This is a genomic window from Fluviicola taffensis DSM 16823, assembly GCF_943372375.1.
GTDB lineage: Bacteria > Bacteroidota > Bacteroidia > Flavobacteriales_D > Crocinitomicaceae > Fluviicola > Fluviicola taffensis_A.
In genome coordinates, this window is the sequence record NZ_CALRYJ010000002.1 from 305,657 (window position 1) to 330,816 (window position 25,160).

Annotated in this window: 22 protein-coding genes; 5 read left to right on the forward strand and 17 right to left on the reverse strand. The window is 41.0% G+C overall.

Features of this window, described 5'->3' with window-relative positions; genetic code table 11:
• Window positions 1-16 precede the first annotated feature (16 nt).
• Window positions 17-2,098 carry a hypothetical protein gene (locus AAG807_RS04685; RefSeq protein WP_341901239.1) on the forward strand — a complete coding sequence of 694 codons (2,082 nt, stop codon included), beginning with the start codon at window positions 17-19 and terminating at the stop codon, window positions 2,096-2,098.
• A 48-nt stretch (window positions 2,099-2,146) separates the two neighbouring features.
• Here the strand turns inward: AAG807_RS04685 and AAG807_RS04690 are convergent, their stop codons facing one another.
• Window positions 2,147-3,067 carry an SPFH domain-containing protein gene (locus tag AAG807_RS04690; RefSeq protein ID WP_341901240.1) on the reverse strand — a complete coding sequence of 307 codons (921 nt, stop codon included), beginning with the start codon at window positions 3,065-3,067 and terminating at the stop codon, window positions 2,147-2,149.
• Window positions 3,068-3,336: 269 nt separating this feature from the next.
• Here AAG807_RS04690 and AAG807_RS04695 point away from each other — a divergent pair, with 269 nt between their 5' ends.
• A complete protein-coding gene (locus AAG807_RS04695) occupies window positions 3,337-3,465 on the forward strand; it encodes a hypothetical protein (protein ID WP_281281538.1) in 129 nt (42 codons plus the stop codon).
• 36 nt (window positions 3,466-3,501) lie between these two features.
• Here AAG807_RS04695 and AAG807_RS04700 read toward each other — a convergent pair whose 3' ends face one another.
• The 4 genes from AAG807_RS04700 to AAG807_RS04715 form a co-directional block, all read right to left on the reverse strand.
• Window positions 3,502-4,305: a hypothetical protein gene (locus AAG807_RS04700; protein ID WP_341901243.1), complete on the reverse strand. Its 804-nt coding sequence runs from the start codon at window positions 4,303-4,305 to the stop codon at window positions 3,502-3,504.
• A gap of 96 nt (window positions 4,306-4,401) precedes the next feature.
• Window positions 4,402-6,474 (reverse strand): M13 family metallopeptidase, encoded by a 2,073-nt coding sequence (locus AAG807_RS04705; RefSeq protein ID WP_341901244.1) that lies wholly within the window; start codon window positions 6,472-6,474, stop codon window positions 4,402-4,404.
• On the reverse strand, window positions 6,467-6,928 hold the full coding sequence (locus AAG807_RS04710; protein WP_341901246.1) for a GNAT family N-acetyltransferase: 462 nt from the start codon (window positions 6,926-6,928) through the stop codon (window positions 6,467-6,469). The genes AAG807_RS04705 and AAG807_RS04710 overlap by 8 nt, the downstream gene beginning before the upstream one ends.
• A gap of 72 nt (window positions 6,929-7,000) precedes the next feature.
• Window positions 7,001-8,647, reverse strand: a complete 1,647-nt coding sequence (locus tag AAG807_RS04715) for an acyl-CoA carboxylase subunit beta (protein ID WP_341901247.1) — start codon at window positions 8,645-8,647, stop codon at window positions 7,001-7,003.
• A gap of 99 nt (window positions 8,648-8,746) precedes the next feature.
• On the opposite strand from AAG807_RS04715, the gene AAG807_RS04720 reads away from it, so the two are divergent.
• Complete coding sequence (locus AAG807_RS04720; RefSeq protein ID WP_341901248.1) at window positions 8,747-9,391, forward strand: protein-L-isoaspartate(D-aspartate) O-methyltransferase; 645 nt, start codon at window positions 8,747-8,749, stop codon at window positions 9,389-9,391.
• A 100-nt stretch (window positions 9,392-9,491) separates the two neighbouring features.
• Here AAG807_RS04720 and AAG807_RS04725 read toward each other — a convergent pair whose 3' ends face one another.
• Entirely contained in the window at window positions 9,492-10,274 is a 783-nt protein-coding gene (locus AAG807_RS04725; RefSeq protein WP_341901249.1) for a DnaJ domain-containing protein, read from the reverse strand.
• Window positions 10,275-11,174: 900 nt separating this feature from the next.
• Between AAG807_RS04725 and AAG807_RS04730 the strand changes: the two genes are divergently transcribed.
• Together AAG807_RS04730 and AAG807_RS04735 are read left to right on the forward strand one after the other, a co-directional pair.
• Window positions 11,175-11,708, forward strand: coding sequence for a sigma-70 family RNA polymerase sigma factor (locus tag AAG807_RS04730; RefSeq protein ID WP_341901251.1), 534 nt, complete (start codon window positions 11,175-11,177; stop codon window positions 11,706-11,708).
• Window positions 11,695-12,807, forward strand: coding sequence for a head GIN domain-containing protein (locus AAG807_RS04735; RefSeq protein ID WP_341901252.1), 1,113 nt, complete (start codon window positions 11,695-11,697; stop codon window positions 12,805-12,807). The genes AAG807_RS04730 and AAG807_RS04735 overlap by 14 nt, the downstream gene beginning before the upstream one ends.
• 161 nt (window positions 12,808-12,968) lie before the next feature.
• Here AAG807_RS04735 and trxB read toward each other — a convergent pair whose 3' ends face one another.
• From trxB to AAG807_RS04790, 11 genes are all read right to left on the reverse strand, one after another.
• Window positions 12,969-13,916 (reverse strand): thioredoxin-disulfide reductase, encoded by a 948-nt coding sequence (gene trxB / locus AAG807_RS04740; protein ID WP_341901253.1) that lies wholly within the window; start codon window positions 13,914-13,916, stop codon window positions 12,969-12,971.
• Between the two features lie 167 nt (window positions 13,917-14,083).
• Window positions 14,084-14,641 carry an rRNA adenine N-6-methyltransferase family protein gene (locus tag AAG807_RS04745; protein ID WP_341901254.1) on the reverse strand — a complete coding sequence of 186 codons (558 nt, stop codon included), beginning with the start codon at window positions 14,639-14,641 and terminating at the stop codon, window positions 14,084-14,086.
• Entirely contained in the window at window positions 14,634-15,908 is a 1,275-nt protein-coding gene (locus tag AAG807_RS04750) for a dihydroorotase (RefSeq protein ID WP_341901255.1), read from the reverse strand. The genes AAG807_RS04745 and AAG807_RS04750 overlap by 8 nt, the downstream gene beginning before the upstream one ends.
• A 3-nt stretch (window positions 15,909-15,911) precedes the next feature.
• Complete coding sequence (locus tag AAG807_RS04755; protein ID WP_341901257.1) at window positions 15,912-17,963, reverse strand: BatA domain-containing protein; 2,052 nt, start codon at window positions 17,961-17,963, stop codon at window positions 15,912-15,914.
• Window positions 17,964-18,196: 233 nt separating this feature from the next.
• A complete protein-coding gene (locus AAG807_RS04760; protein WP_341901258.1) occupies window positions 18,197-18,961 on the reverse strand; it encodes a TIGR02757 family protein in 765 nt (254 codons plus the stop codon).
• A gap of 40 nt (window positions 18,962-19,001) precedes the next feature.
• Window positions 19,002-19,652 (reverse strand): ABC transporter ATP-binding protein, encoded by a 651-nt coding sequence (locus AAG807_RS04765; protein ID WP_341901260.1) that lies wholly within the window; start codon window positions 19,650-19,652, stop codon window positions 19,002-19,004.
• Window positions 19,652-20,863: a bifunctional 3,4-dihydroxy-2-butanone-4-phosphate synthase/GTP cyclohydrolase II gene (locus AAG807_RS04770; protein ID WP_341901263.1), complete on the reverse strand. Its 1,212-nt coding sequence runs from the start codon at window positions 20,861-20,863 to the stop codon at window positions 19,652-19,654. Before AAG807_RS04770 ends, AAG807_RS04765 begins: the two co-directional genes overlap by 1 nt.
• Window positions 20,864-20,916: 53 nt before the next feature.
• Entirely contained in the window at window positions 20,917-21,384 is a 468-nt protein-coding gene (locus AAG807_RS04775) for a DUF6265 family protein (protein ID WP_341901264.1), read from the reverse strand.
• Window positions 21,333-22,514, reverse strand: coding sequence for a glycosyltransferase (locus AAG807_RS04780; RefSeq protein ID WP_341901265.1), 1,182 nt, complete (start codon window positions 22,512-22,514; stop codon window positions 21,333-21,335). Before AAG807_RS04780 ends, AAG807_RS04775 begins: the two co-directional genes overlap by 52 nt.
• The gene (locus AAG807_RS04785; RefSeq protein ID WP_341901266.1) at window positions 22,504-23,670 is read right to left on the reverse strand and encodes a glycosyltransferase; all 1,167 of its coding nucleotides are present in this window, start codon (window positions 23,668-23,670) and stop codon (window positions 22,504-22,506) included. The genes AAG807_RS04780 and AAG807_RS04785 overlap by 11 nt, the downstream gene beginning before the upstream one ends.
• Entirely contained in the window at window positions 23,667-25,151 is a 1,485-nt protein-coding gene (locus AAG807_RS04790) for an LptF/LptG family permease (protein ID WP_341901267.1), read from the reverse strand. The genes AAG807_RS04785 and AAG807_RS04790 overlap by 4 nt, the downstream gene beginning before the upstream one ends.
• Window positions 25,152-25,160 lie beyond the last annotated feature (9 nt).

A 25,160-nucleotide genomic window follows, 5' to 3' on the forward strand; every position in this document is an offset into this window, starting at 1 on the left:
AGCGTATTTTCGTTGCATGAATTATTTTTCCGATCATTCTCTATGGTGGTTGCTTCCTATATCAATACTTGCTGTAGGCTTCTCGTTTTATTATTATTTCAGAACAGAACAGAAATCGGTCTGGGGAAGGAACCAATTACGCGTTCTATTTTCCCTTAGAACGCTGAGCCTTTTTCTTATTGGACTGTTATTGCTTGGATTAGTATGGGAAACCATTACGTACCGACCTGAAAAACCCTTGATCATCACTTTGGTCGATTCGTCATCTTCCATGCTGAATTACAAGGATAGCAGCCAGGTGAAGAAGCGGATAGGAAACTTCCGTCAAGAATTGCCAAAAGCATTGGGAGACGGATACGAATACCTGGAATTGGCAGTCGGAACGAATGTCCGTGATTTGGATAAGCTCGCATTAACTGATAAATCGAGTGATCTGGCGGCTGGTTTCAAACAGATTAAGGACCGGTTCTTCAATCGGAATATCGGTGCGGTGGTATTGATCTCCGATGGAAATTACAATCAGGGTGTACATCCGATGTATGAAGCGGAACGGATTGAATTGACTCCTGTTTTTTCATTGGCGGTTGGTGATACGACCTTGAAGCGGGATATTGTTGTCAGATCTGTCAACTCCAATGAAGTAGCTTTCCTGAATAATGAATTTCCAATTCAGGCTTTGGTTGATTTTCAACGTGTTCCTTTAGGTTCTTACCAAGTGAATTTGCTTCAGAATGGAAAGGTGATCCAATCACAGAAAGCGGTGGTAAGTAATTCAAACCTGGATCAGAAGGAATTCCTGTTTACTATTTTGGCAAAAAATAAAGGGTATCAGCGTTTCACGGTTTCCGTGCAGCGAATAGGAGGAGAGTTCACAAAAGACAACAACCAGCAGACTTGTTTTGTAGAGGTCATTGATTCGAAGAGCAATATCCTGTTATTGGCAAGTGCACCACATCCGGATATTGCAGCATTGCGTTCCGTCTTTGAGTTGGATCAGGAAGCGGTCATATCCTCCGAATTGATTACCAATTATTCACTGGGAGCGAAATTTCCAGATTTTGTGGTTTGGTATGAGAATGGTCTGCGCCCAAATGCGGGCTTATTCAAGCAATTGCAAGATAAGGGAATCCCGGTTCTAATGATTTTAGGTCCGAATGTCACCACAAGCCTACTTCAAACCTATGGATTGGCAATGAAAGCTCCGAATGGAAATCAGTATGAAGACGTTTACCCTTCAGTAGCCAAAGGATTCAATTCGTTTGGATTGTCTGCAGATTTCACATCTATCGTTCCTGTTTTAACTCCGTTGAGAACCAAGTTTGGAACCTATAAACTTCCATCAAACAGCGTGGTCGTTTTGAATCAGCGAATCGGAAATATTGCAAAGGAAGATCCGTTGATCGCGGTTTCTCAGACTCAGAAATCAAAAATCGGATTCATCCTGGGCGAAGGTCTTTGGCGTTGGAAAATGAAGGAATTCATGCAAAAGAAAACAACAGTCGGTTTTGAGGAATTCGTTCAAAAGTTGACCCAGTATATTTCAGTGAAACAGAATCGGGAACCTTTGCGGGTGACTTTGCCCAAACGATTCAATACAATCGAAGATATCATCTTTAAAGCGGAGTTTTATAATGAAGCGATGGAATTAATTACTACTCCGTCTGTTGAAATGACCATCACCAAGCGCGGTTCAAAGGGATTCAAACAATTGTTTTCTCCAACTGCGAATTTCTATCAATTGAATGTGGGTCAGTTGCAATCCGGAACCTATGACTGGAAAGTGGTTGCAGACAACAATGGAAAGAAATACACGAAAGCCGGTTCTTTTGCTGTGGATGAGATTTCATTGGAAGATCAGGATACAAGAGCCAACTTCTCGACATTGAACCAATTGGCTGTTCAATCGAATGGTTCTTATAAAACATTGGATCAGTACAAAGCGTTGATCCAGGAGATTAAAACGAGAGGAGATATCACCACGATCCAATACGAAGACACAGGATACCAGGAATTGATTGACTGGAAATGGATCTTTGTATTGATTATTTCATTGCTTTCAGCAGAGTGGTTCCTGAGAAGGTGGTGGGGATCTTATTAATAAAAATTTGTAGGGACGCGATGCATCGCGTCCCTACAAATTTTTAAATTATTTCTTCAGCATATCATTTGCGAGCAGCTGTTTTACGGTTTTTTCCATTCCTTCAATAGAACCGTCAAGGAAGATCACATTTCCTTTTCCTTTTTCTGCAAATTCTTTCACCGCTTCTGTCCACATCGAGAATAAAATCAAAGATGTATCCAAATCTGCAGCTTTCATTTTTTCAGCAGCCTCCGACATACCTTGTGCAACTTCCTCACGGAATAGTGCGATACCTTGTCCTTTCAATTGAGCAGCTTCCTTTTCAGCCTGAGCAGCAATCTTGATCGCATTTCCTTCCGCTTCCGCAGCTTTTGTTTTGGTGATCAGTAATGCCTGACCTTCGTTCTCAGCAGCAGCTTTCAAGTTGTTTGAAGCAACCACTTTCGCCATGGAAGTCGTGATCTCTGCATCAAACGTAATGTCATTCAATTGTAAGTCTATCAAATGGAATCCCCAGGTTTCCAAGGTATGATCCAAACTTTCTTTTACATCAGCTACAATTTCACCACGCAACAACAAAATTTCAGCTTGCTTTTTCGTTGCAACGAATCCGCGAACTGAACCTTCAATAGTACGAATCAATGCTTGAATGAAGTTTTGCTGATTCACGAATTTGAAGGCTACATTTTTGATTGTTTCTTCATTTGCATCTAGCACTGAGTAAACAAGCATAGCTTTGAAATACACATTTGCCTGATCTTGCGTAATTGCCTGGAATTCCATTTCAATAGCTCTGTTCTGAATGGATACACGTGTATTTAACCGTTCGAAAAATGGAATTCGAAGGTTTAGTCCCGGTTTCATGATTCTTCGGTATTTACCGAACATCGTCACAACTGCTATGGTTCCTTGTTGAACTGTTACAAAGCTGAAAATGAGAAGGAGTACAGCTACTCCGATTAAAATGTATTTAATTTCTACTACCATAAAAAGTGATTTGAAACAAATATACTCTAAATTCAATCCCGATAGTTTAAAAACCTTGACCCCAGCGTCAAAGGCTATCGGGATCAAAATGCAAAAATTAACTACTATTTGTTGTTCGGATACTATCCAAGGTGGCTGAGCGGAGTCGAAGCCACTGTTTCAAATTTTTCAGAAAAAGTTTTTCACTGTTATAAAATAAACTGGAATTAAAAGCGTTAAAAGAAAAAACGCCCTTTAATAAGCCTATGGTAAACAAATACTTGACAAACATGCAAACACAGGAAGTTACTGAGATTGCGAATCCATCCGCAGCTGTTATCAGTCAAATACTGAACTACAGCAAGTCATTGGAAGTAAAGAAATTGAAGCGCAAAAAAGTGCTTTTAAACTTAAACTAGAAAAGAAGGGTCCTTAAACGGACCTTTTTCATTATTCTATTTTGATCTCGAATTTATATAATCCCGTAAGGATTTCCCCTCTTCGGTAAGTTTGTAATTATCATGTTCCTTATCAAAAGCAATTAAATTTTGTGCAAGCAATATTTGAGCATCCTTATCAGATATTTCTGTTCTATCCACGATGTCATGCTCGGAAAATAATGATTTAAACTGTTCAACTGTTTTTGGAAACGAAAGTGCCAATGTTATATATAAGCTAAACTTATTGTTTTTATTTGAAGAAGACGATTTATTCAGTTGGTCTATCTCTTTTGATAAATTATTAATAGTGTTGTCTTTACTTTGCAGAATGGTGTTTAGCTCCTCAATTTTCTTTTCTAAAAATAAGTTTGATTTTGTTAGTCTTTCAAACTCACTTTCATTACTCATTTCTTCAAAGAATTTGTTTCTTTCGACTTCAAGTTGAATATCATCTTCTATATCAGCCATTTTTAAATTATATTGTTGCTCCCGAATTTTATCATTAATAGGACCTGTTATCCAGTTTGAAGTAACATTTATTACACTCTCTAATATCGGAACAATTAATAAGTAAATTCCAACCCCGATAAATGGACAAAAAAAAGTCCCCCATGTTGGTTGGGTATAATTGCTGGAAAGTTTGACCTTTATAGAATCACTTGAAAAGATTAAATACAATATACTTTTCCAATTAAGAATAATCCACGTAATTATGTATGAAGCTATTACGTTGGATTTTGTTCTGTGATTAAATTCTTTTTTAAGGTTGGTTCCAATTTTTTGAAACAAGTTCTCTGTTTTTTCTTCTTTTTCTGACATCGTAGTGAAACTGGTTAAGTTACAAATCTAAAAATTTCCAACAAAAAAAAGCACCATCCATTTCCGGATGATGCTTCAATTAATTTCGTTATTAGACTACCAGATCTTTGCGACCTTTTCGTCTGAATTTCTCATTTTATCTCCCGGCTTCACATTGAAAGCAGCGAAGAATTCAGGGCAGTTCATCAACGGTCCGTTCACACGATACATTCCAGGTGAATGCGGATCGGTAGCAATTCTCTTTTTCAATTCCGCTTCCGTATAATTGATCTTCCACAATTGGGCATAGGAAATGAAGAAACGTTGAGCAGGAGTGTATCCGTCGATTACCACGTTTTTCTTGAAATCATCCGTCATGGTGTAAGCGTAATAAGCCATTGTCAATCCACCTAAATCCGCGATGTTTTCTCCCATTGTCAATTCCGGATTCACACAGTTGTCTGAAATAGGGCAGAACGAGCTGAATGTTTTTCCTAAGATCTCCGTTTTGGAAACGAATTTTTGCTTGTCCGTATCTTGCCACCAGTCATTGTAGCTTCCGTCAGCGGCGAATTTGGAACCATTGTCATCAAACCCGTGAGTGAACTCGTGACCAATCACCATTCCGATTCTTCCGTAGTTCACCGCATCTTCCGCTTTTTCATCGAAGAAAGGAGGCTGCATGATTCCAGCAGGGAAAGCGATCTCATTTAAAAGCGGGTGGTAGTATGCGTTCACCAAATGTGCAGGCATTTCCCATTCCTTGCGATTCACCGGTTTGTTCAATTTCTCCAGGTTCTCTTTAAAGGAGAAACTACGGCAATTATCAATGTTTGCAACGTAATCAACCGGACTGATGATCAATCCTTTGTAGCTTTTCCACTCATCCGGGAAACCTAATTTTCTTCCGATTGCATTCAATTTTGCCAAAGCCTCTTTTTTGGTGTTGTCAGACATCCAATCCAAACCTTGGATTCGCATTCTGAAACTAGCCAATAGATTGTCGACCATTGTATTCACTCGGTTTTTAGCATTTACAGAGAAGTTTTTCTCAACAAACGCTTTTCCAAGTAATTCAGCTAAAGTAGAACCTGTGATCTCTTCGATGCAACGCTCATCAATCGGTTTCATGGTGCTTGTACCGCTTAAAACTCCGCTGTAGAAGTCAAAATTGTGTTTCACCCAAGTCTCATCCAATTTTCCGGCGTAAGCATTGATTGTGCACCAGGACAAGTAGTTATTCCACGATTGGAAGGAAACCTTATCCATCATTGTGTTCACTTGTTTCAGGAAGTCAGGCTGTCCAACAATCAGTGAATCAAAGTGTTCGCATCCGATCTTAGCAACGTATGCTTCAAAGTCGAACTTAGGCATGGACTTGGCAACATCGTCGAATGATAGTTTGTTGTATGTTTTTTCCGGTAAGCGCAATTCTGCAGGAGTCATCATGGCACCAGCCAATTCTTTCTCGAAATTAAAAATGTCGCTTGCTTTCTTTTTAGCTGCTTCTTCCGAATCACCCAATAATTGGAATGACTTCTGAATGTGCAGGATATACGCATCTCGGATTGTCTGCTTATTTTCCTGGAAATAGTAATCACGGTTCGGTAAGCCAATTCCTGCCTGTCCCAAATAAATGACATTCTTGTCGACATCTTTCAGATCTTGTCCGACACCAAATCCAAAAACAGATTCAACACCTAACTGATGCTGCTGAGCGATCACGTTTACAAATTCATCTTTCGATTTGATTTCTGCAATTTTCGCCAAACGGTCTTTCAAAGGTTTTGCACCGGTTGCATTTCGAACCGTCATATCCGTATAAGATGTGAAGTAATCTCCTAACAATTGGTCCTGACTTCCGGATGATTTTGTTTTTGATCCGGCTGCAGTTTGAAGGATTTCTTTCAAGGTAGCCTTGTTCCGTTTATCCAATTCATTGAAACTTCCCCAGCGCGATTCGGTATTTGGAACAGGATTGTTTTTGCACCAGGTTCCGTTTGCGAACTGAAAGAAATCATCTTGTGGCTTTACGGATAAATCCATGTAAGACACATCGATCGTTGTTGGTTTTGAAGAAAGATCAGAAGTGGAAGAAGCCACTTTTTCAGGTGTTTCTACAACAGCTTTTGGCTGGCATGCAATCAATGAAGTTGCAACCACTGCCAGTGGAAGTATTTTATTAACCATTATTTGCGGGTTTAAGCATTTCAACATGTGGGATCTCATCTTCATAGTATTCTTTTCCTGTAGAGACGAATCCGGATTTGTTATAGAATTTTTCCAAGTGTTTTTGAGCAGAAATGCGAATTGGAACGTTACCAAATTCTTCCTGGACAAATTGGACACATTTTTCCATTAACTCAATTCCAACACCGTTTCCACGACATTCGGATGTCAGAACTACACGACCGATAGCAACCTCCGGATACGAGATACCCGGGTGAAGAATACGTGCAGTAGCAATCACGTCACCTTTTCCATCACGTAAAAGTAAATGATACGCTTTCTTATCTTTTCCATCCAAATCCAGGTAGGAACAATTCTGTTCTACTACAAACGCCTTCAGTCTCAATGCAATGATGTCATGAAACTCATTCAGTGTTAGTTCTTTGTAAGGTTTAAACTGCCAATTTAAATGCATCTTTCTTTTAATTAAAAATTATGAATTCAAAATGCAAAAGGTTTTGAATTTTGCATTTTGCCTTTTGAATTATCAGGTTTGAATTACTCCAACGTTATATGGTTTTTCAGCTTTTTTATGGCTCGCCATTTCAATTCCAACGGATAAGAATTCTCTTGTTTTAGCCGGGTCGATGATTGCATCCAACCACAAACGGGATGCTGCGTAATACGGTGAAATTTGTTCGTCGTAACGCGATTTAATTGCGTTGTAAAGTTCTGCCTCTCTTTCCGGGGTAATTTCTTCCTCACCACGGGCTTTCAAGGAAGCCACTTCAATCTGAAGCAAGGTTTTCGCTGCCGCTGCACCGCTCATTACAGCAACTTCTGCAGTCGGCCAACCAACGATTAGTCGTGGATCATAAGCTTTTCCGCACATGGCGTAGTTTCCTGCTCCGTAAGAGTTTCCTACAACAACCGTGAATTTCGGAACAACCGAGTTTGCCATTGCATTCACCATTTTTGCTCCGTCCTTAATGATTCCGGCGTGTTCCGATTTAGAACCTACCATGAATCCGGAAACGTCCTGGAAGAAGATCAAAGGAATATTTTTCTGATTGCAATTCATGATGAATCGTGCAGCTTTGTCGGCAGAATCATTGTAGATCACTCCACCAAATTGCATTTCACCTTTCGCATTCTTGGACAATTCGCGCTGATTCGCAACGATTCCGACGCTCCAACCATCCAAACGTGCATAGGCACAAACGATTGTTTTTCCGTAATCACTTTTGTATTCTGTCAAACTGCCTTCATCAAAGATACAGTCCAGGATATCGTGTACATTGTACGGTTTATGTCTTTCCGAAGGAAGGATTCCGTAAACTTTCTTCGCTTCTTCTTTGGGGGCGATGGATTCAATACGGTCAAATCCGGCAGACTCTGAAGCTCCGATTTGTCCCATCATTTTGCGAATCGTCATCAGACATTCTTCGTCATTCGCCACTTTGTAATCGCAAACACCGGAGATTTCTGTGTGAGTAGTCGCTCCACCCAAGGTTTCATTATCGATATTTTCTCCAATTGCAGCTTTTACCAGGTAAGAACCAGCCAGGAAAATCGTTCCTGTTTTGTCAACGATCAATGATTCGTCCGACATGATCGGAAGGTAAGCACCACCGGCAACACAACTTCCCATTACAGCTGCGATCTGTGTAATTCCCATGGAACTCATCACCGCATTGTTTCTGAAAATACGTCCGAAATGTTCTTTATCCGGGAAAATTTCATCCTGCATCGGAAGATAAACACCTGCAGAATCCACCAGATAGATAATAGGTAGTTTGTTCTCCATTGCAATCTCCTGAGCACGGAGGTTTTTCTTAGCGGTTATTGGAAACCAGGCACCGGCTTTCACTGTAGCATCATTTGCAACAACAATGCATTGTTTTCCGGAAACTTTACCAATGACCATGACAACACCGGCAGAGGGGCAACCGCCGTGTTCCTTGTACATTCCCATTCCGGCAAAAGCTCCTACTTCGAAACGTGGGGTATTCGGATCAAGTAGCATATCGATTCGCTCGCGGGCTGTCATTTTTCCTTTTTCATGAAGTGCGGCGATGCGTTTTTCACCACCACCTTTCATTACGGTAGCTAATTCAGACTCCATTCGGGAGATCTTTAGCCTCATTTCGTCGTCGTTCTTATTGAATTCCAATTCTTTTGAATCAATTGCCATGTTTTTTCGTTTATTAGCGTTCCAAATATACACAATTCACTGTAGAAACTTTCTTGAAAAAAGGGAAAGAATGAGCGATTTCTAAATTACTTTTGTTAGATGCAAGATACTTACAAGCACAAAGGAATGAGAAAGCAGTTGATTGACCAATTGCGCCAAAAAGGAATAAGCGATGAACGTGTATTGACTGCATTTGATGCGATTCCACGACATTTCTTTTTGGATTTGGTGTTTGAAACACAAGCTTATTCAAATGTTGCCTTTCAGATCGGGGCAGGTCAAACCATTTCCCATCCGTATACTGTCGCTTTTCAAACCTCGATCTTAGAATTGAAAAAAGGGGAGAAGGTGCTTGAAATTGGGACTGGTTCCGGTTTTCAAACGTGTATCTTGTGTTCCATGGGAATGAAAGTATTCTCCATAGAACGTCAGAAAGAATTACATATCAAAGCCAAGAAGATCATTGATCACTTTCGGTTTACTCCGAAGTTATTTTTCGGTGATGGGTATGAAGGAAAGGAAACTTTTGCCCCATTTGATAAGATTTTGGTGACATGCGGAGCTCCTTTTATTCCTGAAAAACTGGTTAAACAGTTGAAAGTAGGAGGGATGATGGTGATTCCGGTTGGAGATCTGGAGTCTCAGGAAATGCATCGCATCACCAAGATTTCTGATACGGAATACAAGGAAGAAGTGTTTGGGAACTTCAGTTTTGTGCCGATGCTTGAAAAGACAGTACGGTAAAAGGTGCCTTCGACTTCGCTCAGTCACCTTTTGTTTTAGTTCTATCGGACACTGAATGCTTGCGCTAGAGCTACAGCATAGGCGCAGCGTAGTCGAAGTGTCAATTCAATAAGCTTTCATAAGCATTCTGAATCTCCACAAACTTCTCTGCGGCCATTTTCTGTTGTGATTCTGTTCCGGTTGCAAAATTATCCGGGTGGTGGATTTTGACCAGTTTCCGGTAAGCTTTCTTGATTTCATGCGGTGTAACACCTTTTTGGATTCCCAGAATTTCGTAAGCATAGGATGTCTTCGGTTTTGCTGAAGCTTTCTTTTTCTCGTTCTCTTTTTTGTGTTCGTTGTAAGAAGCATAAATAGCTATGATCTTCGTGAGGTTATCCGGATCCAATCCCAAATCCTGATTGATCTGTTTTAAGAAATTCAATTCGGACGAACTCACTTTTCCATTGATCAATGCCAATCCTGTCAGGAAATAGATGATTTGTGAACGCGTTCCTTCATTCTGTAAATGGAGCTTCATCCAATCGGTGATCGTTTGGGTGCGAATGGGGTATTGAAGCGAGAACAACAGGGAATCTCCAAAATGGTAGTTTGCTTTTGTAAAATAACGATTGAAGTAATTGTTGATGAACTGCACTCTCTCCTTGGATTCCTGGTAATTGAGGAGGATTAGTTTCGCTCCTAACGCCAGATACGCTTCCAGGTAATTGTCTTCTGTCGGTTTGAGCGTTTGAGGGAAAATTCCCTTGCGCCAGGAACGTGCATGACGGGTTTTATAGGCGTATAAGGCGATTCCACCAAAAAACGGAACTCCAAACAGCAGGGCTACCAACCAAATCGGAAGGTTAGTTGCTGGCTCAAAATAGGTTTGCAGAATTCGCATACGAACGAATTTATAAAATATTAATCCAAAAATTATTTAAAGTAACAAAAAGTGATTTTCGGGTTTAAGCGATTGGAAATTTTACTTTTGCGATCAGATGGAAAAAACAGGCAGTCTGAAGTATTTGAGAATAGTCACAATCATTCTTTTGATAGTGTATGTTTTGTTTATGCTCATGAATTTTCTGAAAGGAATTTGGGATTGGACATTTTATTTTGGTAATGGAGAATTGAATTCTTTGATACGAATCAAAAATTACATGGGAAAATTTCACCTGGTGATTTATGTGTTAATCTATATACTGGAAGTCGTTTTTTTGCTTGTTTTGAATCGGTTGGTAAAAAAGTATGGAATAGGAAAAGGATACCACTTTTTAATCATCTTACTTTCATTCCTGCCTGTAGCAAATTGCTTCCTTTTCTATATTATCAAGAGGAAATTGAATAAACAACTGTTTACTTATTCAGAAATGAGTGTTAGGAGATCTGATTTGAAAATTGTTACTACTTGGGTTTTGATGATCCTTTTCATCATTTATACATTTTTAATACCACTTCTGATGTTTTATGTAGTTGAACCCGAGTTGGTTTCAGGGGCTGATTATTATTTGCATTTTTCAATTTTGGTAACTGATTGCTATTTTTTAATAACCTCACTTATCTGGTTACTCTATTACCTTGAATTTAAACAGGTGCTGAATAAAATAGATTTAAATAGAAGCGGAATAGGTAACACTCAATTACTGGATAATTGATGCTTTTTATTGATAATCAATTAGTTATCTCGTGTTATCCATTAATCAATTACACTCTTTTACATTTCTTTTAAAAAAAGTTTCAATCCCGTGTCACTTTTCCGAATCTCGTTACACTAACTTTATCAAGAGACCAATTTAGCAGCATGGCGACCGCGAAAAAGAAACGTTTTATGGAACTGTATGAACCTGTGCATGTCAGGTTTGAAAAGTTCTGCAAAGCGAGAGCGTACGGAAATTTCAATTTCAAGGATTTGATGCATGATGCGTTGGTAGTCGCCTATGAACGATTTGAATCCCTGAAAAATGATGGAGCGTTTTTACATTTTCTCTTCGGAATCGCCATCCGATTGTTAGCGAATGAAAACCGTAAAATCAGTACGGAACGGTTATCCGACCATTCACAAGCATACAATTATTCGGTAGAAAGTGACCGGACGGATAAGCTTTTGGAAATTAATTTGCTTTATGAAGCGATTGCCAGTTTGCCTGACTTACAAAAGGAGAGCATCATTCTCTTTGAGATTTCAGGGTTTTCAATCAAGGAAATAGCGGATTTACAGCAATCTTCAGAAGATGCGGTGAAACAACGATTGGTCAGAAGTAGAAAAAAACTCTTGGAATTAATGACCGAGAACAGGAATGTGGAACAAAAAAGCTTGAGCTATGACAGAAGATAAACTGAACGGTTTGTTTGATGAGATTCGGAATGAATCTGCTCAAACTTCCATTTCCGAGGTCGATCAATGGATTGATGCAGCGGCAGCAGCGGCTGTAACAGTTGGACTCTTAGCAACATTGAAATTAATACTCATTAAAAAACCTTTGATTATGTGGACTACATTATTAACAATAACCGGGACAGCTTCATTGGGAGTTGCACTGATCTTCAATCAGCCGGAAGTAAAAGAAAAGCCCGAAAAGAAAGAAGTTGTTTCTTATTCTGTTCCTGCAAATACTCCTGATAACTATCGGGAGAAAGAAGAGAAAATAGATGAACCCACGGATACAGAGTCTCCCATATTGGAAGAACCAATCACAGAGCCCAATTCCGAAAAACCCAATTTGCCTGAAGATTTGGGAGCTCTTATTCCTTTGAAGACAATCAAGTCAGACCGCCAGGAGCGAATTCCTGTTTACAGGAGCTATAGAGTTCAAACGGGTGAATCATTTACAAAGATTCATGTTTCAGGTGCCTTGTATGTTGAGCTGTCCCAGGGTAATTCATGCAGTGTTCAGATAGAACCGGAAAGTGCAAAAGATTTGGTTGAAGTGGAAATCCAGAATGGAACGCTTTATCTGAAAAATGCATTCAATAAAAAGGAACGGAAAGAAAAAGTAGTCATCAAAGTGAGTGTGCAGGATTTAAAGGAATTGCATATGAGCGGAGCCACCAGCTTGATCAGTATCAATCAATTGGGGGTAGAGACTTTGACTTTGGAAGCGGACGGTGCGAGTAATGTAAATTTGAGCCTGAAAGCCACCAAGTTAAATGGAGATTTTTCAGGGGCTAGCGACGTGGAAATTGCAGGGACGTGTGACGTAATGGATTTGGATGTCTCGGGTGCTTCGGAAGCCAAATTAGCTGATCTGTCAGTTAGGAAAGTGATTCTGGATAACAGTGGTGCCGCACAGGTAAACCTCCTGATTTCTGAAGAGCTGAAAGCAGATGGTTCCGGAGCAAGTACAACTTATTACAAAATTGCTTCCGGCTCCAAATCAATCCGGGTGGATGCGAATACAACGGGTAGTGCAGTGATTAAAGATCGAAAAAATTAAAAATAATAAAGAAGCTAGTAACAAAGCAAAGTTAGGTAACCTAAGTAGAGTAAAGAGACGAAACATAACGTTGTTTCAAAAAAGCCCGCGATGGAGATCGCGGGCTTTTTGTATTTGAATATCTTTCGAGTTAGCCCAGTGGTAACTGAGCGCAGTCGAAGTTAATGCTCTAAACTAGATAAATAACGTTCTGCATCTAAAGCTGCCATACAACCTGTTCCGGCTGCAGTGATTGCCTGGCGGTAGTTTTTATCAGCTGCATCTCCGGCAACGAATACTCCCGGAACATTTGTCAATGAAGTACCCGGTTTTTCGTATTTGATGTATCCTGTTTCATCCAGGTTGATATAATCCTTGAAAACGTCTGTATTCGGTTTGTGACCGATTGCTACGAAAAATCCTGTAGCAGGAATATCTTTCTCTTCTCCGGTAATAGTGTTTTTCACTTTCACCGCTGTAACACCGTTTCCATCACCCAATACTTCAACTGTTTCGGTATTGTGCAAGATTTCAATGTTTGGTGTGTTGCGAACGCGGTCAGCCATGATTTTGGATGCGCGGAATTTATCCGTACGAACCAACATCGTTACTTTCTTAGCTAATTTAGACAGGTAATGTGCTTCTTCACAAGCAGAATCTCCAGCACCAACGATCACTGTTTCCTGTCCACGGTAGAAGAACCCGTCACAAACAGCACACGCTGAAACACCGCCACCGATTGAAAGGTAGTGTTGCTCGGAAGGTAATCCCAGGTATTTCGCAGCAGCACCGGTAGAAATAATTACGGTATCTGCATGGATTTCATGTCCGTCTTCTGTCCAGCATTTATGAACCGGCCCTGAAAAATCCACTTTTGTAATAAATCCAAAACGAACATCTGTTTCAAAACGTTTTGCCTGCGCTTCCAATTGAACCATCATTTCAGGTCCGGAAATTCCATCCGGGTATCCCGGGAAGTTTTCAACTTCATTTGTCGTTGTCAACTGTCCACCAGGTTGCATTCCTTGGTACATGACAGGTTTCATTTCAGCTCTTGCTGCATAAATCGCAGCAGTATATCCAGCGGGACCTGAACCGATAATCAGGCATTTTATTTTTTCAGCGCTCATGTTTTTCTTATAATGTTTAATTTATCATCAATCCACTCCCGTGGATTATTTATCAGAAGCGATGCTTCTTCTTGTTCGTTTTTTTTAGTTTGACTATACAAAATTAGGGTTTTCTTCCTTTGAAAAGGATTCCTCAAAAAGAAGCGAATTCCGGTAGGAATCCAAGTTTATTTTTTACAGTAATAAATAAAAGCGGGAGGGAAATTAGCAGGAGTAAAGGCAATTTCCACATGTTTGTAGAACTGTTTGATGTTCTTTTTCGCATTCAATGAATATTGAAACTGAACATACAACGCATCCTTGTGCATCACCCGGTGGCTTTCAGTCAGAATCCGGTTCTTCAACTCACTTGGAAAATTGGCAAGTGGAAGTGAGGAAACGACCGCATCCGCTTGAGAATGCCCGTGTTTTTCAAGGTATTCACCAATTTTTTCAGCCGAATCGTGAATCAGGATCACGCGGGGATCCTTGAACTCTTTCTGAAGCATATTCATGAAGTTGTCATTCAGTTCGAAAACCAATAAGATACCTTCCGGACTTAGTTTTTGAAGGATTTTCCGGGTAAAAACTCCTGTTCCGGGACCTAATTCCACAATAACTTTAGCTGTTGAGAAATCAATTCTCTCCAACATTTTCTTTGCTAAGTATTTTGAGCTTGGAGCCATTGCTCCAACCATTTTACGTTCTTTCCAGAAATTACGTATAAACGAACGTTTATCAGACATTTTCTCTTGTTTCTTTCAGTGCGAATTTACCATTATTGATAATTCCATAAACAAAACCGGACAATTGTTTATTCAATGCCGGTGTATTGGTGCACGGTATGACTAAATCTTCTTTTGTAAATACCCATGGTTTTCCAGGGATAAACAGGGATAAATCTGCTATTGTCTGGTCTTCAATGGACTTGGTGTCCAAAGATAACAATTCGCGTCCTTTCCCCGTAAGTCTATCGATAACCAATTCCAAATTGAAATCCGGACATGCACCCAATTCACCAAACAAGGTCTGTAGTGTACTGTTTCCGAAATTGGCGTGATCGAATTCCAAATCTGTTTCTTCCGTATCGTTTGGACGGTGATCTGAAACGATGCAATCAATGATTCCATCCTTCAAACCTTGCCACAATGCTTTGCGGTCTGTTTCCGTGCGAAGAGGAGGCATTAGCTTGAAGTTTACATCGAAGTCCAAAACCGCAGTTTCGTTGTAAATCAGGTGTTGCGCATGAACATCCGCAGTGACATTCAACCCTTTTGCTTTTGCTTTTCGAATCAGGTCAACAGATTCTGCACAGGCAATTCCTGTTGCATGCAGGTTTCCTCCGGTATATTCCAATAAGCGCAGGTTGCGTTCTAGTTGAATGATTTCACTGATTGCGGGATCGGCTTTCAACCCCGTTTTCGTAGATGCTTCTCCTTCATTCACCATTCCTCCACCGGAAATCGATTTGTCATGAGCAAAACCAACGACAATTCCATCAAAATTCCTGGAGTAGAGAAGGGCTCTGTACATGATTCCGCCATTTACAGGGACCAGGTCGTCAGAGAACAAACGGACTCCTGATTGGAACATGTCGTACATTTCTGCCAAAGCTTCGCCTTCATTCTTTTTGGTGATACAACCCATCGGATGCAAAGAAGTTGTCGCATTCTCGCTTCTTCTCAATACGTATTCCACACTGGTCTTGTTATCCAGAACCGGTTTGGTGGAAGGGAGAACGGTCACATGTGTGAATCCGCCATACGCAGCCGCATCCAAACCGCTTTGAATAGTCGATTTGTGTTCTTCTCCCGGATCGGCAAAATGTGCTTTCAGATCCACCCATCCTTTGGAGACGTGAAGGTTGTCCTCCTGAATTTCTAATTCGCACGAACGGGTTATTTTGTCTGCAATTTCATGAATTTTTCCATCTTCCAAATAGATGTCCACTTTCTTTCCATTCCATTTAGAACTTTTATCTATAACCGTTACTTGCCGAATGAGTAATTTCATATCTTATTTCTTGTAGAAAATTAGTAAAGCCATTTCGCACAGGACGAATATTCCTGCAAAGAAAACAAACCAAATCCAACTATCATAACTCTCTCCGATTTCTAAGAGAGAAGCGCTGTTCCAATTTGAACCGTCTTGCATTGCATTTACATGTATTCCAGCCTGTTCGAAAGCGGTTTTTATTTCTTTAGGTGTTGATTCGAGGGTTTGTGATTCGAGTCGGTTGTAGTTCATAGAGAGGATTCCTTTCGGTTTTCCATCCTGGGAAATGCTATAATTTCCGGCTTCCAAAATTCGAATGGCTTCCAGTCCCTGAATAGACAGGTAGGAGCGTTTGTTTTTGGTGAAAATGACCGGGATATAGTCGATTTGGGGTTGTTTCAAATGGACCGGGTTCTCGCTTGAAGTATTGATGTTCACGGGATAACTTCCGTCAGAACCGATAATCAGGTAGTAAGGGTTTTGTTGCTGACTTAAATTCCCGATGTGCAATAAAAGAGTAGAAAACAGCTGATTACTCGTGAAGGTGCTGAATTCGGGTTTCAGGGAAGTCGAGAACAGGTACGAATTGTTCTTTCCAGTGCTTTTAACGAAGAAAGGTGTTCCGTTTTGGTAATTGATCAGGTTGCTTGACAGGGTCTTCGAATTGCTCATCAGGCGATATCCTTTTGCAACTGCTGGAAGTGAGATGTTTTCAGGTCTTCCTTCGAAGATTCCCAGGAAGAAAGGGTCCTTGATATTCAGTTTCTGAATTCCGAGTCCGACGGTTTGTGTACCGTTTATTGCAGGAAGACTGAGTTTTTCAAGCAAAGCATTCCATCCTGTCGGGGAAATATTTGTTCCGGGAATGAGTAGGATGGAACCTTGTTCTTCGTGATAACCTGTCAATTCCGTACTGAGATTGCTGGGGATTTGGTTTAAGCCATTCAAAACCACCAGATCAATGGATTCCAGGTTTTCCTGTGTCGCCTGATTGGTAGATACTTCCTTAATCTTGTAGAAATCATCCAGTCCGAAAACGATCCCGACATTTTCCACGGCATCTTCGCCATTGATTATCAGTACAGAACTGCTTTTCTTTACTTCGTAGTTAAAGAAAAACGAATCATCCTGAGTCATTTGTTTGTCGTTGATGGAAATCTTCCCGCTCGCTATTCCGGCATCCTGATTGAAATAGTTCAGTTGAACCGTATCTGCTCCATTGGCTGGTAATTCAGCAAATAAATCGCGTTTCAATTTCCCGATCTGGATGCTTACAACAGCCGATTCGATGCGCTCTTTTCCTGTATTTACTACACGAATGGAAAGTGTCTGAGCGGACCCCAATTTTTGAATGGGTGTTTCAAACCAAATCGTATCCACATATAAGTTTCCGGTATTCTGAGGTGCCAGAATAAGCGGGGTGACAGAAGAAATGGACTTAAACTTTTTAATTGGATTGGATGATTTATTTTTTTGAAAATCAGATAGATATACAAGTGAAGGTTTGGATTTGATGTTTCCTTCCTTTTGAGCGTCTTCCACCCATTGATTCCAGTAGGAAAGCACCTCTTCCTTTGACCGATAGATGGAGGAGTAGTTTACTTTAGCTACCTGGTCCACGAATTTCACCTTGGTCAAGGTTTGTTTTTCGTTTCCACTCAATTCATTCGTAAATAACACGTATTGCGTATTTCTCGGAGCTTTATCGACAATGGAACCTGCCAATTCTTTTGCCTGCGCCAATAATTCACCTTGTCCACCAATGCGAGACATGGAAAACGAATTGTCAATATAGACACCAATCAGTTGAATGTCTTTCTTGTTTGCATTTGAATGTGGGAAATAGGGTTGGGCAAATGCGATGACCAAACAGGTGAAAGCCAACGCCCGTGCTATTAGAACCAGTAAATGTTTGATTTTTCGAGGGTTTTTCTGCTGTTGTTCAACAGATTTCACAAAGGCAATACTGGAGAAATACAGCGTTTTGTATTTTCGGAAATGAAAAAGGTGAATCAGGATTGGTATGACCAAAACGAGTAGGGCAAATAAGAATTCAGGATAGACCCATTTCATAACGCTAAATTAATGACGAATGCCGAATTACGAATGCCGAATTACAAGAGTTTTCCCAATTTTTTGAACAATTTTAGTTCTCTTTAACAGGTTTGACTTCGACTCCGCTCAGTCAACTCTGTTCGGATGAATTGAAAAGATTACGTAAGTTTTAGTGTTAAAAGAATTTAGGAATAGGAAATTTGAGCGAGAATTGAAAATTAAAAGGTGACTGAGCGTAGTCGAAGGCACAATCATTTAAATCCCTCAAAAGCTCCCAATCCAAATAAGGCGAAATCGTATTTGCATGGATCATTCGGATCGAATTGAACCAACTGTTCCTGAATTTCGGCCACACTCTTCCAATCGTTTTGTGTTCGGGTGAGGATTCCAAGCTTTCTTGCCACGTTTCCGGTGTGGACATCCAACGGAAGGTGGAGCTCCGACATCGGGATCGAATTCCAAATACCAAAATCCACTCCGAATTCATCTTTCCGGACCATCCAGCGCAAAAACATGTTGATGCGTTTGGCTGAAGATCCTTTCAATGGGTTTGCAATGTGTTTCTGAGTTCTATCTGGAAATGGTTCTTGTGTAAATGTATCTCGGAAGGAAACAATTCGCCCTTGAGCTCCTGAAATTTCTAAATGCGGTTTAAAAGCGGCTTCCAATCCTCCTTGTTGATAGATGCGTTGCAAGGAAACAAAAAAGGCGTTCAGGTCGTCACTGTTGAAGGTTCTGTGCACAAAGTGGTGTTTCTGCTCTTCGTAGTTACTCACGTATTCATAAGGCTTGAAATTCATGATTTCGAGCAATCGCTGACCACTTTTGATGATGGCTGTACGATTCCCCCAAGCCAGGGTTGAGATCAAAAAAGCACTGATCTCGATGTCTTCCTTTCTGGTGAATTGTTTGGGGATTTGAATCGGATCTGTTTGAATGAAATCTAAGTGGTTGTATTGTGCCACTTTTTCATCCAAAAAAGTCTTTAATTCAGCTTGGGATAAGAAGTTCTTCATTGAATCAGTGTTGACCGGGAAATCCCCGTCAGGTATTGGTTTAGATAAGCATTCCGTCAGCCATTACGATCGATCGGTCGGCCATCTCAGCAAGCAGGTTGTTGTGAGTGACGATCACGAAAGTCTGACCGAATTCTTTCCGCAAATCGAAAAACAATTGATGTAACTCGGCAGCATTCTTGGAATCCAGGTTTCCGGAAGGTTCGTCCGCAAAAATAATGTCCGGTTCATTCATCAATGCCCGTGCAACGGCTACGCGTTGTTGCTCGCCCCCCGAAAGTGCTGCAGGCTGATGATTCTCGCGATCCTTTAGACCCAGTTTATCCAATAATTGCTTTGCGCGATCTTTCGATTCCGTCATTCCTTTTCCTCCGATCAGTGCTGGCATGACCACATTTTCCAAAGCGGTGAATTCAGGTAATAACTGATGAAATTGAAAGATGAAACCGATTTTTTGGTTTCGGAATTCTGCCAAGCCTTTGGAGCTAAGTGAAAATGGATCGACTCCATTCAAGGTCAAGACTCCGGAATCAGGTTTGTCCAAGGTACCCAAAATCTGGAGTAGGGTAGTCTTTCCTGCTCCTGAAGAACCGACAATTGAAACGATTTCCCCCGATTGGATCTCGAGGTCAATTCCTTTCAATACTTCCAACTGACCATACTTCTTTTGGATCCCTTTCGCAACAAGCATTACTTATCCAATTTTAGAGAGTGCCCCATTTTGGTAACCTTTGTCTGCAAATAATTTTCGTTGTGTACATTACGACCAACTTCAATCGGAACATTTTCAATGATTTCCAATCCATAACCCACCAAACCGGTACGTTTTTTTGGATTATTGGACATCAGGCGAATTTTTGAAATTCCCAAATCATGTAAGATCTGAGCTCCGATACCGTATTCACGCTCATCGGATTTAAAGCCTAATTTCAAATTTGCTTCAACAGTGTCGTATCCTTCTTCTTGTAATTTATATGCTTTTAATTTGTTCAAGAGTCCGATTCCTCGTCCTTCCTGATTCAAATAGACAATTGCTCCTTTGCCTTCAGCCTCGATCATTTTCATGGAATGGTGTAATTGAGGTCCACAATCACAGCGGCAAGAACCAAAAATATCACCTGTCAGACAGGAAGAGTGCATCCGAACCAATACGGGTTCATTTGGCTCCCAACTTCCTTTGACCAATGCCAAATGTTCCTGACCGTTCGATTTCACTGAAAAAGCAATCAATTTGAAATCCCCGTGTTCAGTAGGCATTTCTACTTCCACTTCACGAGAAATCAATGATTCGTGCTTCATGCGGTAAGCAATGAGGTCAGCAATTGAGATTAATTTCAAGTCGAATTTCTTCGCAATTTCAAACAATTGAGGTAGACGTGACATCGAACCATCTTCATTCAGGATTTCGACCAGGATTCCTGCTGGTTTGAAACCGGACATGCGTGCCAAATCCACAGCTGCTTCCGTGTGACCTGTACGTTGAAGTACTCCGCCTTTCTTTGCGCGAAGTGGGAAAATGTGTCCCGGACGACCTAGATCCTCCGGTTTAGTATCTTCTGAAACCAATGCCTTGATGGTCTTTGCACGGTCAAAAACAGAAATTCCTGTAGTACATCCATGACCTATCAAGTCAACGGAAACAGTGAATTGTGTTTCATGAAGTACGGTGTTGTTTGTAACCATGAGGTTCAATTCCAATTCGTTACATCTGGATTCGGTTAACGGAGTACAGATTAATCCTCTTCCGTGAGTTGCCATGAAATTGATCATTTCAGGAGTCACCATCTCCGCAGCAGCTATAAAGTCACCTTCATTCTCACGATCTTCATCGTCAACAACAATAATAACTTTTCCTGCTTTTATATCTTCAATCGCTTCTTCGATTGTATTTAACTTTGACATACCTATTTAATAAAGTAGCACAAATTTACTTCGAATTCTGCAATAGCGGTCAACTATTTAACTTTTTTAAAGGTAAAGAAGATAGCGTTCGGATCGTTTTTGGTGTTTTCAATCCAAACAGACATTTTGTCGGCTTTCGGTTTGGCGTAATTAATCCGTTTCGGGAAGGGATTTTGGTTGTTTACAAATGTCAACGTGTCTGAATCCAGGTAGTTTTTACATTTGAAAACAAGGGTGTCTTTTTCGATGATTATCTGATAGAGGAGTGTGTTGTTCTCCTCGAATATTCGGAGCTTTTCTTTTTGAAATTTGTTCTCGTAATGCATGTAATTCTCTCCGGAAATACATTTGCCCTGAAGCTTCCAATTTTCATGAATAGTCTCATCGTCCAGAGAAGTAATCCAGTTTCCGTGAATCCAATCAGGTAAGTTGCTTTGATTTGAGCATGCTTGGAGAATAAGCAGGGCCATTAAGAGTGTGCTCGCAAGAGTTGTAATAGTTTTAGAGTTTGTTTTTCCCATGAATAGAGTCGTTCAATGTAGTATTTTCCATTTTTTGCGATTGAACTAAATTTACCTTCTATAACTAAACCTTCTGCTATTTTTTCGACAAAGGTATCGATATCTTCTGCCAATAAGATGTTTTCCCCGTCCGTACCACCCAAGGCATTGTTGGACAAAGGAGTAGTAATGCAAGGAAGTCCGCTCGCCATAGCCTCCAAAAGCTTGTTTTGAAGTCCTGTTCCGATGAAAAGCGGGGCGACAAAAATGCGTGAACGCTGATAACTGGTTCGGATATCATCCACCCAGCCGGTCACGGTAATATGCGGTGATTGCAATTCCAAAACGCGTTTTACAGGGCTTGCACCTGAAAGAAGTAGTTTGCATGAAATTCCTCTTTGATGAAGACGCGGCAGGATTTCTTCGGCCAGAAAAATGGCTGCTTCAATGTTTGGCGCATAGGAGAAGTTTCCGGTGAAAAGCAAATCGTAATCTTTCTCCACAGGCAATGTTTCGAAGAATGATTCATCAATCCCATTCGGAACTACTACGATATCCTGATTGTCCGGATGATAAATGAGTTTGCGGTCCTGCTCCGAAATGATGGTTTTGTGCTCGAAATAATCAAAGATTCGTCGCTCATACTGCTTCAGTCGTTTACTTTCCAAGCGGTAGAACCACTTCTTGTACCAGGCTTCTGTTTGGATCCGTCGTTCCATTCCCTTGGAAAGTGCATCCATGTAATCCAGTGTTTTTGGAACAAGGTGCTCGTTTTTAATGTATTCCGAGACTCGGATCAATTGGCAATAGATATGTGCTGGTTTCGACTGTGAAATAATCGCTTTGATCTTCCGGTGGATCGATTTGCGGTAGAAGTAGTGAACCTGAAGCGGTTTTGCTCCCAGAATCGTGCGTAAAAGCTGGAAGATCAATCCCAATTTGGTGAGTTGAAATAAGTGAATCTGTTTACAAAACTGATTCACTATTTGCTGATGGGCTTGTGATACGGGGATATCCGTGGTACAGATGAGTGTTACATTGTATTCTTTTGAAAGTTCCTTGAGCTGATAGAAAGCCCGCAATTTATCTCCCTTTTCCAAAGGATACGGAAAACGGGAAACGATAAACAGGATTTCTTCTTTAGCCTCCAAAGGTGTCTTTCATTAGTGCAATACAGGTGTCAAAACTATGAACTTTTGAGATATAATCGCGTGATTTTTTTCCAACTTCTTGCCTGAAAAGCTCGTTTTCACGAAATTTCAGGATTAGTTCGACAAAGGACTCTTCCGAATCGGCTAGTTGAATTCCCGATTTTTCGGTATCGATTCCTGCAGCTCCCAATTTGGTTGTGATACAAGGTACTCCGAGAGCCATGGCTTCCAGGAGTTTGATGCGGATTCCACTTCCGGACCGGATAGGGGTGACCAGTGTCCCGGATTTGGACATGAAATCGTTGCTGTCCTTGACCCATCCAACTACTTGAATGGCATCGGTAGTATAGAAACTGAAATGTTCGCTTTTGGAACCTGCAATTTTTAAAGGAAAATTTGATATGGTCGGATTACTCCAGAGATTCCTGACTAAAAAGTTGACAGCTTCCTGGTTGGGTTTCCAATCCATGGAGCCCAGATGAAAGAAGCCGTTGTTTTTGTAATCCACTTCAATGGTCGAATCAACGGTCACTGAAACCGGGAGCAAACGGGCATTTTTTTGATTGGTGTGCTGTATGATCCATTGCTGGTCTTCATCCGAGATCGCCCAAATGACAGCAGCCTTATTCAGGATTTCTATTTCTTCCCGACGTAAGGTTTTTTCCAGATTCCGAAGGTAAAAACGCTTCAAGACGGAAGTTTCCATGTTTGCCTGGAGTTTCCAGATCTCTGATTCCACATTATGTGATCGGATGATGACAGGAGCCAGGTCCTTGAAATCGAAATGACTCAATTGAGCAGCGGCGAACAAGCTGTCGCACACAATATAATCGTATTCTTTTGTAAGCTGTTTGGCAATCTCGTGATAGAGCTTTTCGGATCTGAACCGCGAAAGATTGTAATTTTTGCGTTGGATAAAATTGACTAAAGCGCCTGTCGGTTTGATTTCCGTATTGATTGGAACGACCATCTGACTCTTCAGGTATTGTTTTAGGATTCGTTCGGACTCTTTGGTATACGGATGTTTGTACGTTTCCAGGATGATTCCGTCCACTTCAGCAATCTGGCTCAATCCTTTCAGGCATTCCATCATGGCAAAACATCCACCATCGATGATTGGAGCAGGAGATTTCGGTGCGATGTACAGGATTTTCATCGTTTGGTACCAAAAGTGAGTATATAGCGCCACAATTTCTTGTCAAAGACGCCTAAATCATTTGCAGCTGCAATCATCAGGATGCAGGCAATCGGGATCAGGACGGCGGTTGGCAGCCACATTCCCCAGAAAGGAGAAAGAACGCCCGAACTTGCGAGGTTTTCACCGACACTGAACAATACGAAATAGACCATGAAGAGTAGGGCAGCGATCACCACCGGTGCTCCAAAACCACCTTTCCGAACGATTGCTCCAAGCGGGGCTCCGACAAAAAAGAGAACGATAATGGCACCTGATAGGGCGAATTTGCGGTGAAATTCAATCTGGAACTGTTCGTAATTGATCCGGAATGCATTCAGGAACTGTGCTTGCTCTTCATTTACTCCAGCCATACTTCGGGCACTGATAATGGCAGCATTCACTGCGGCAATGCGTTCTGCTTTGGTCAAGCTGGAAAGTTTGATTGTCTTTGAAGGAATAGCTTGTAATTGCTGAATTTCATTAGCTGCATTTACAGCTGGTTTACCAACTACGGTTCTGGGCAATTTCTCAAAACTGACCGACTGACTGAACGGTCGGTTTCTGACATTTGTTTTCCCGAAATCCGATAATACCTTGTTTTGTTTCCGTTGCAAGGAATCCTTTGCTTCATTGATCTGAAATACATTCAGCATTTCGTAATCATTCTTGAAGAGTTCTTCATCCGACTTATTCAGGTCGAACCCGATCAATTCCATTTTGTAGGTCGCGGCCTTAAATTGGGTGGTTCTGCTTGGTCTGAAATCACCGGTATGAAAAGGCTGACCCTGATTGGTGAAGACTGGAGCCTGAGCCTGCAATTCCTCGTGTACGATTCCGTTTGAAAGATGGAACAGGAGGTATTTCCCGTTATCGCCCTTATAAACCGTTCCGGAATCCGCCTTGACCGTTTTCAGGATATTCGGATTGGTGTAATCGTGAATGGTGATACTGTAGAATGTATTGTCCTTTGCGGATTTAACCTTGATCGCGTATCCATCAATTTCTTTGGAGTAGGAGCCGGGAGTAAGTAACATTCCCACTTTTGTTTCCTGGATATCAAAAATGATGGTGTGCCATTTCAGATTGGCAACAGGAATCACATAATTCGCGAAGAAGAAAGTGGAGATTGCAATGAGGATAACCGTTTGGGTTAAGGGTCTTAGAATCCGGAATAGGGATAAACCGGAGGATTTCAATGCTGTAAGCTCATTGTTCTCAGCCAGGTTTCCCAGGGTCATGATGGAACTCAGGAGGATAGCCAAAGGCAAAGCAAGTGGAATCAAACCTGCAGAAACATAAAACATCAATTCGATGATCACTCCGACACTCAATCCTTTTCCCATCAGGTCATCGATGTAGACCCAGGTGAATTGCATGATGAGCATTACCATCGAGATGCAGAAGGTTGCAACGAATGGACCGGCGAAAGATTTGATGCTAAAAACAGTGAGTCTTTTCAAAGTTTATAC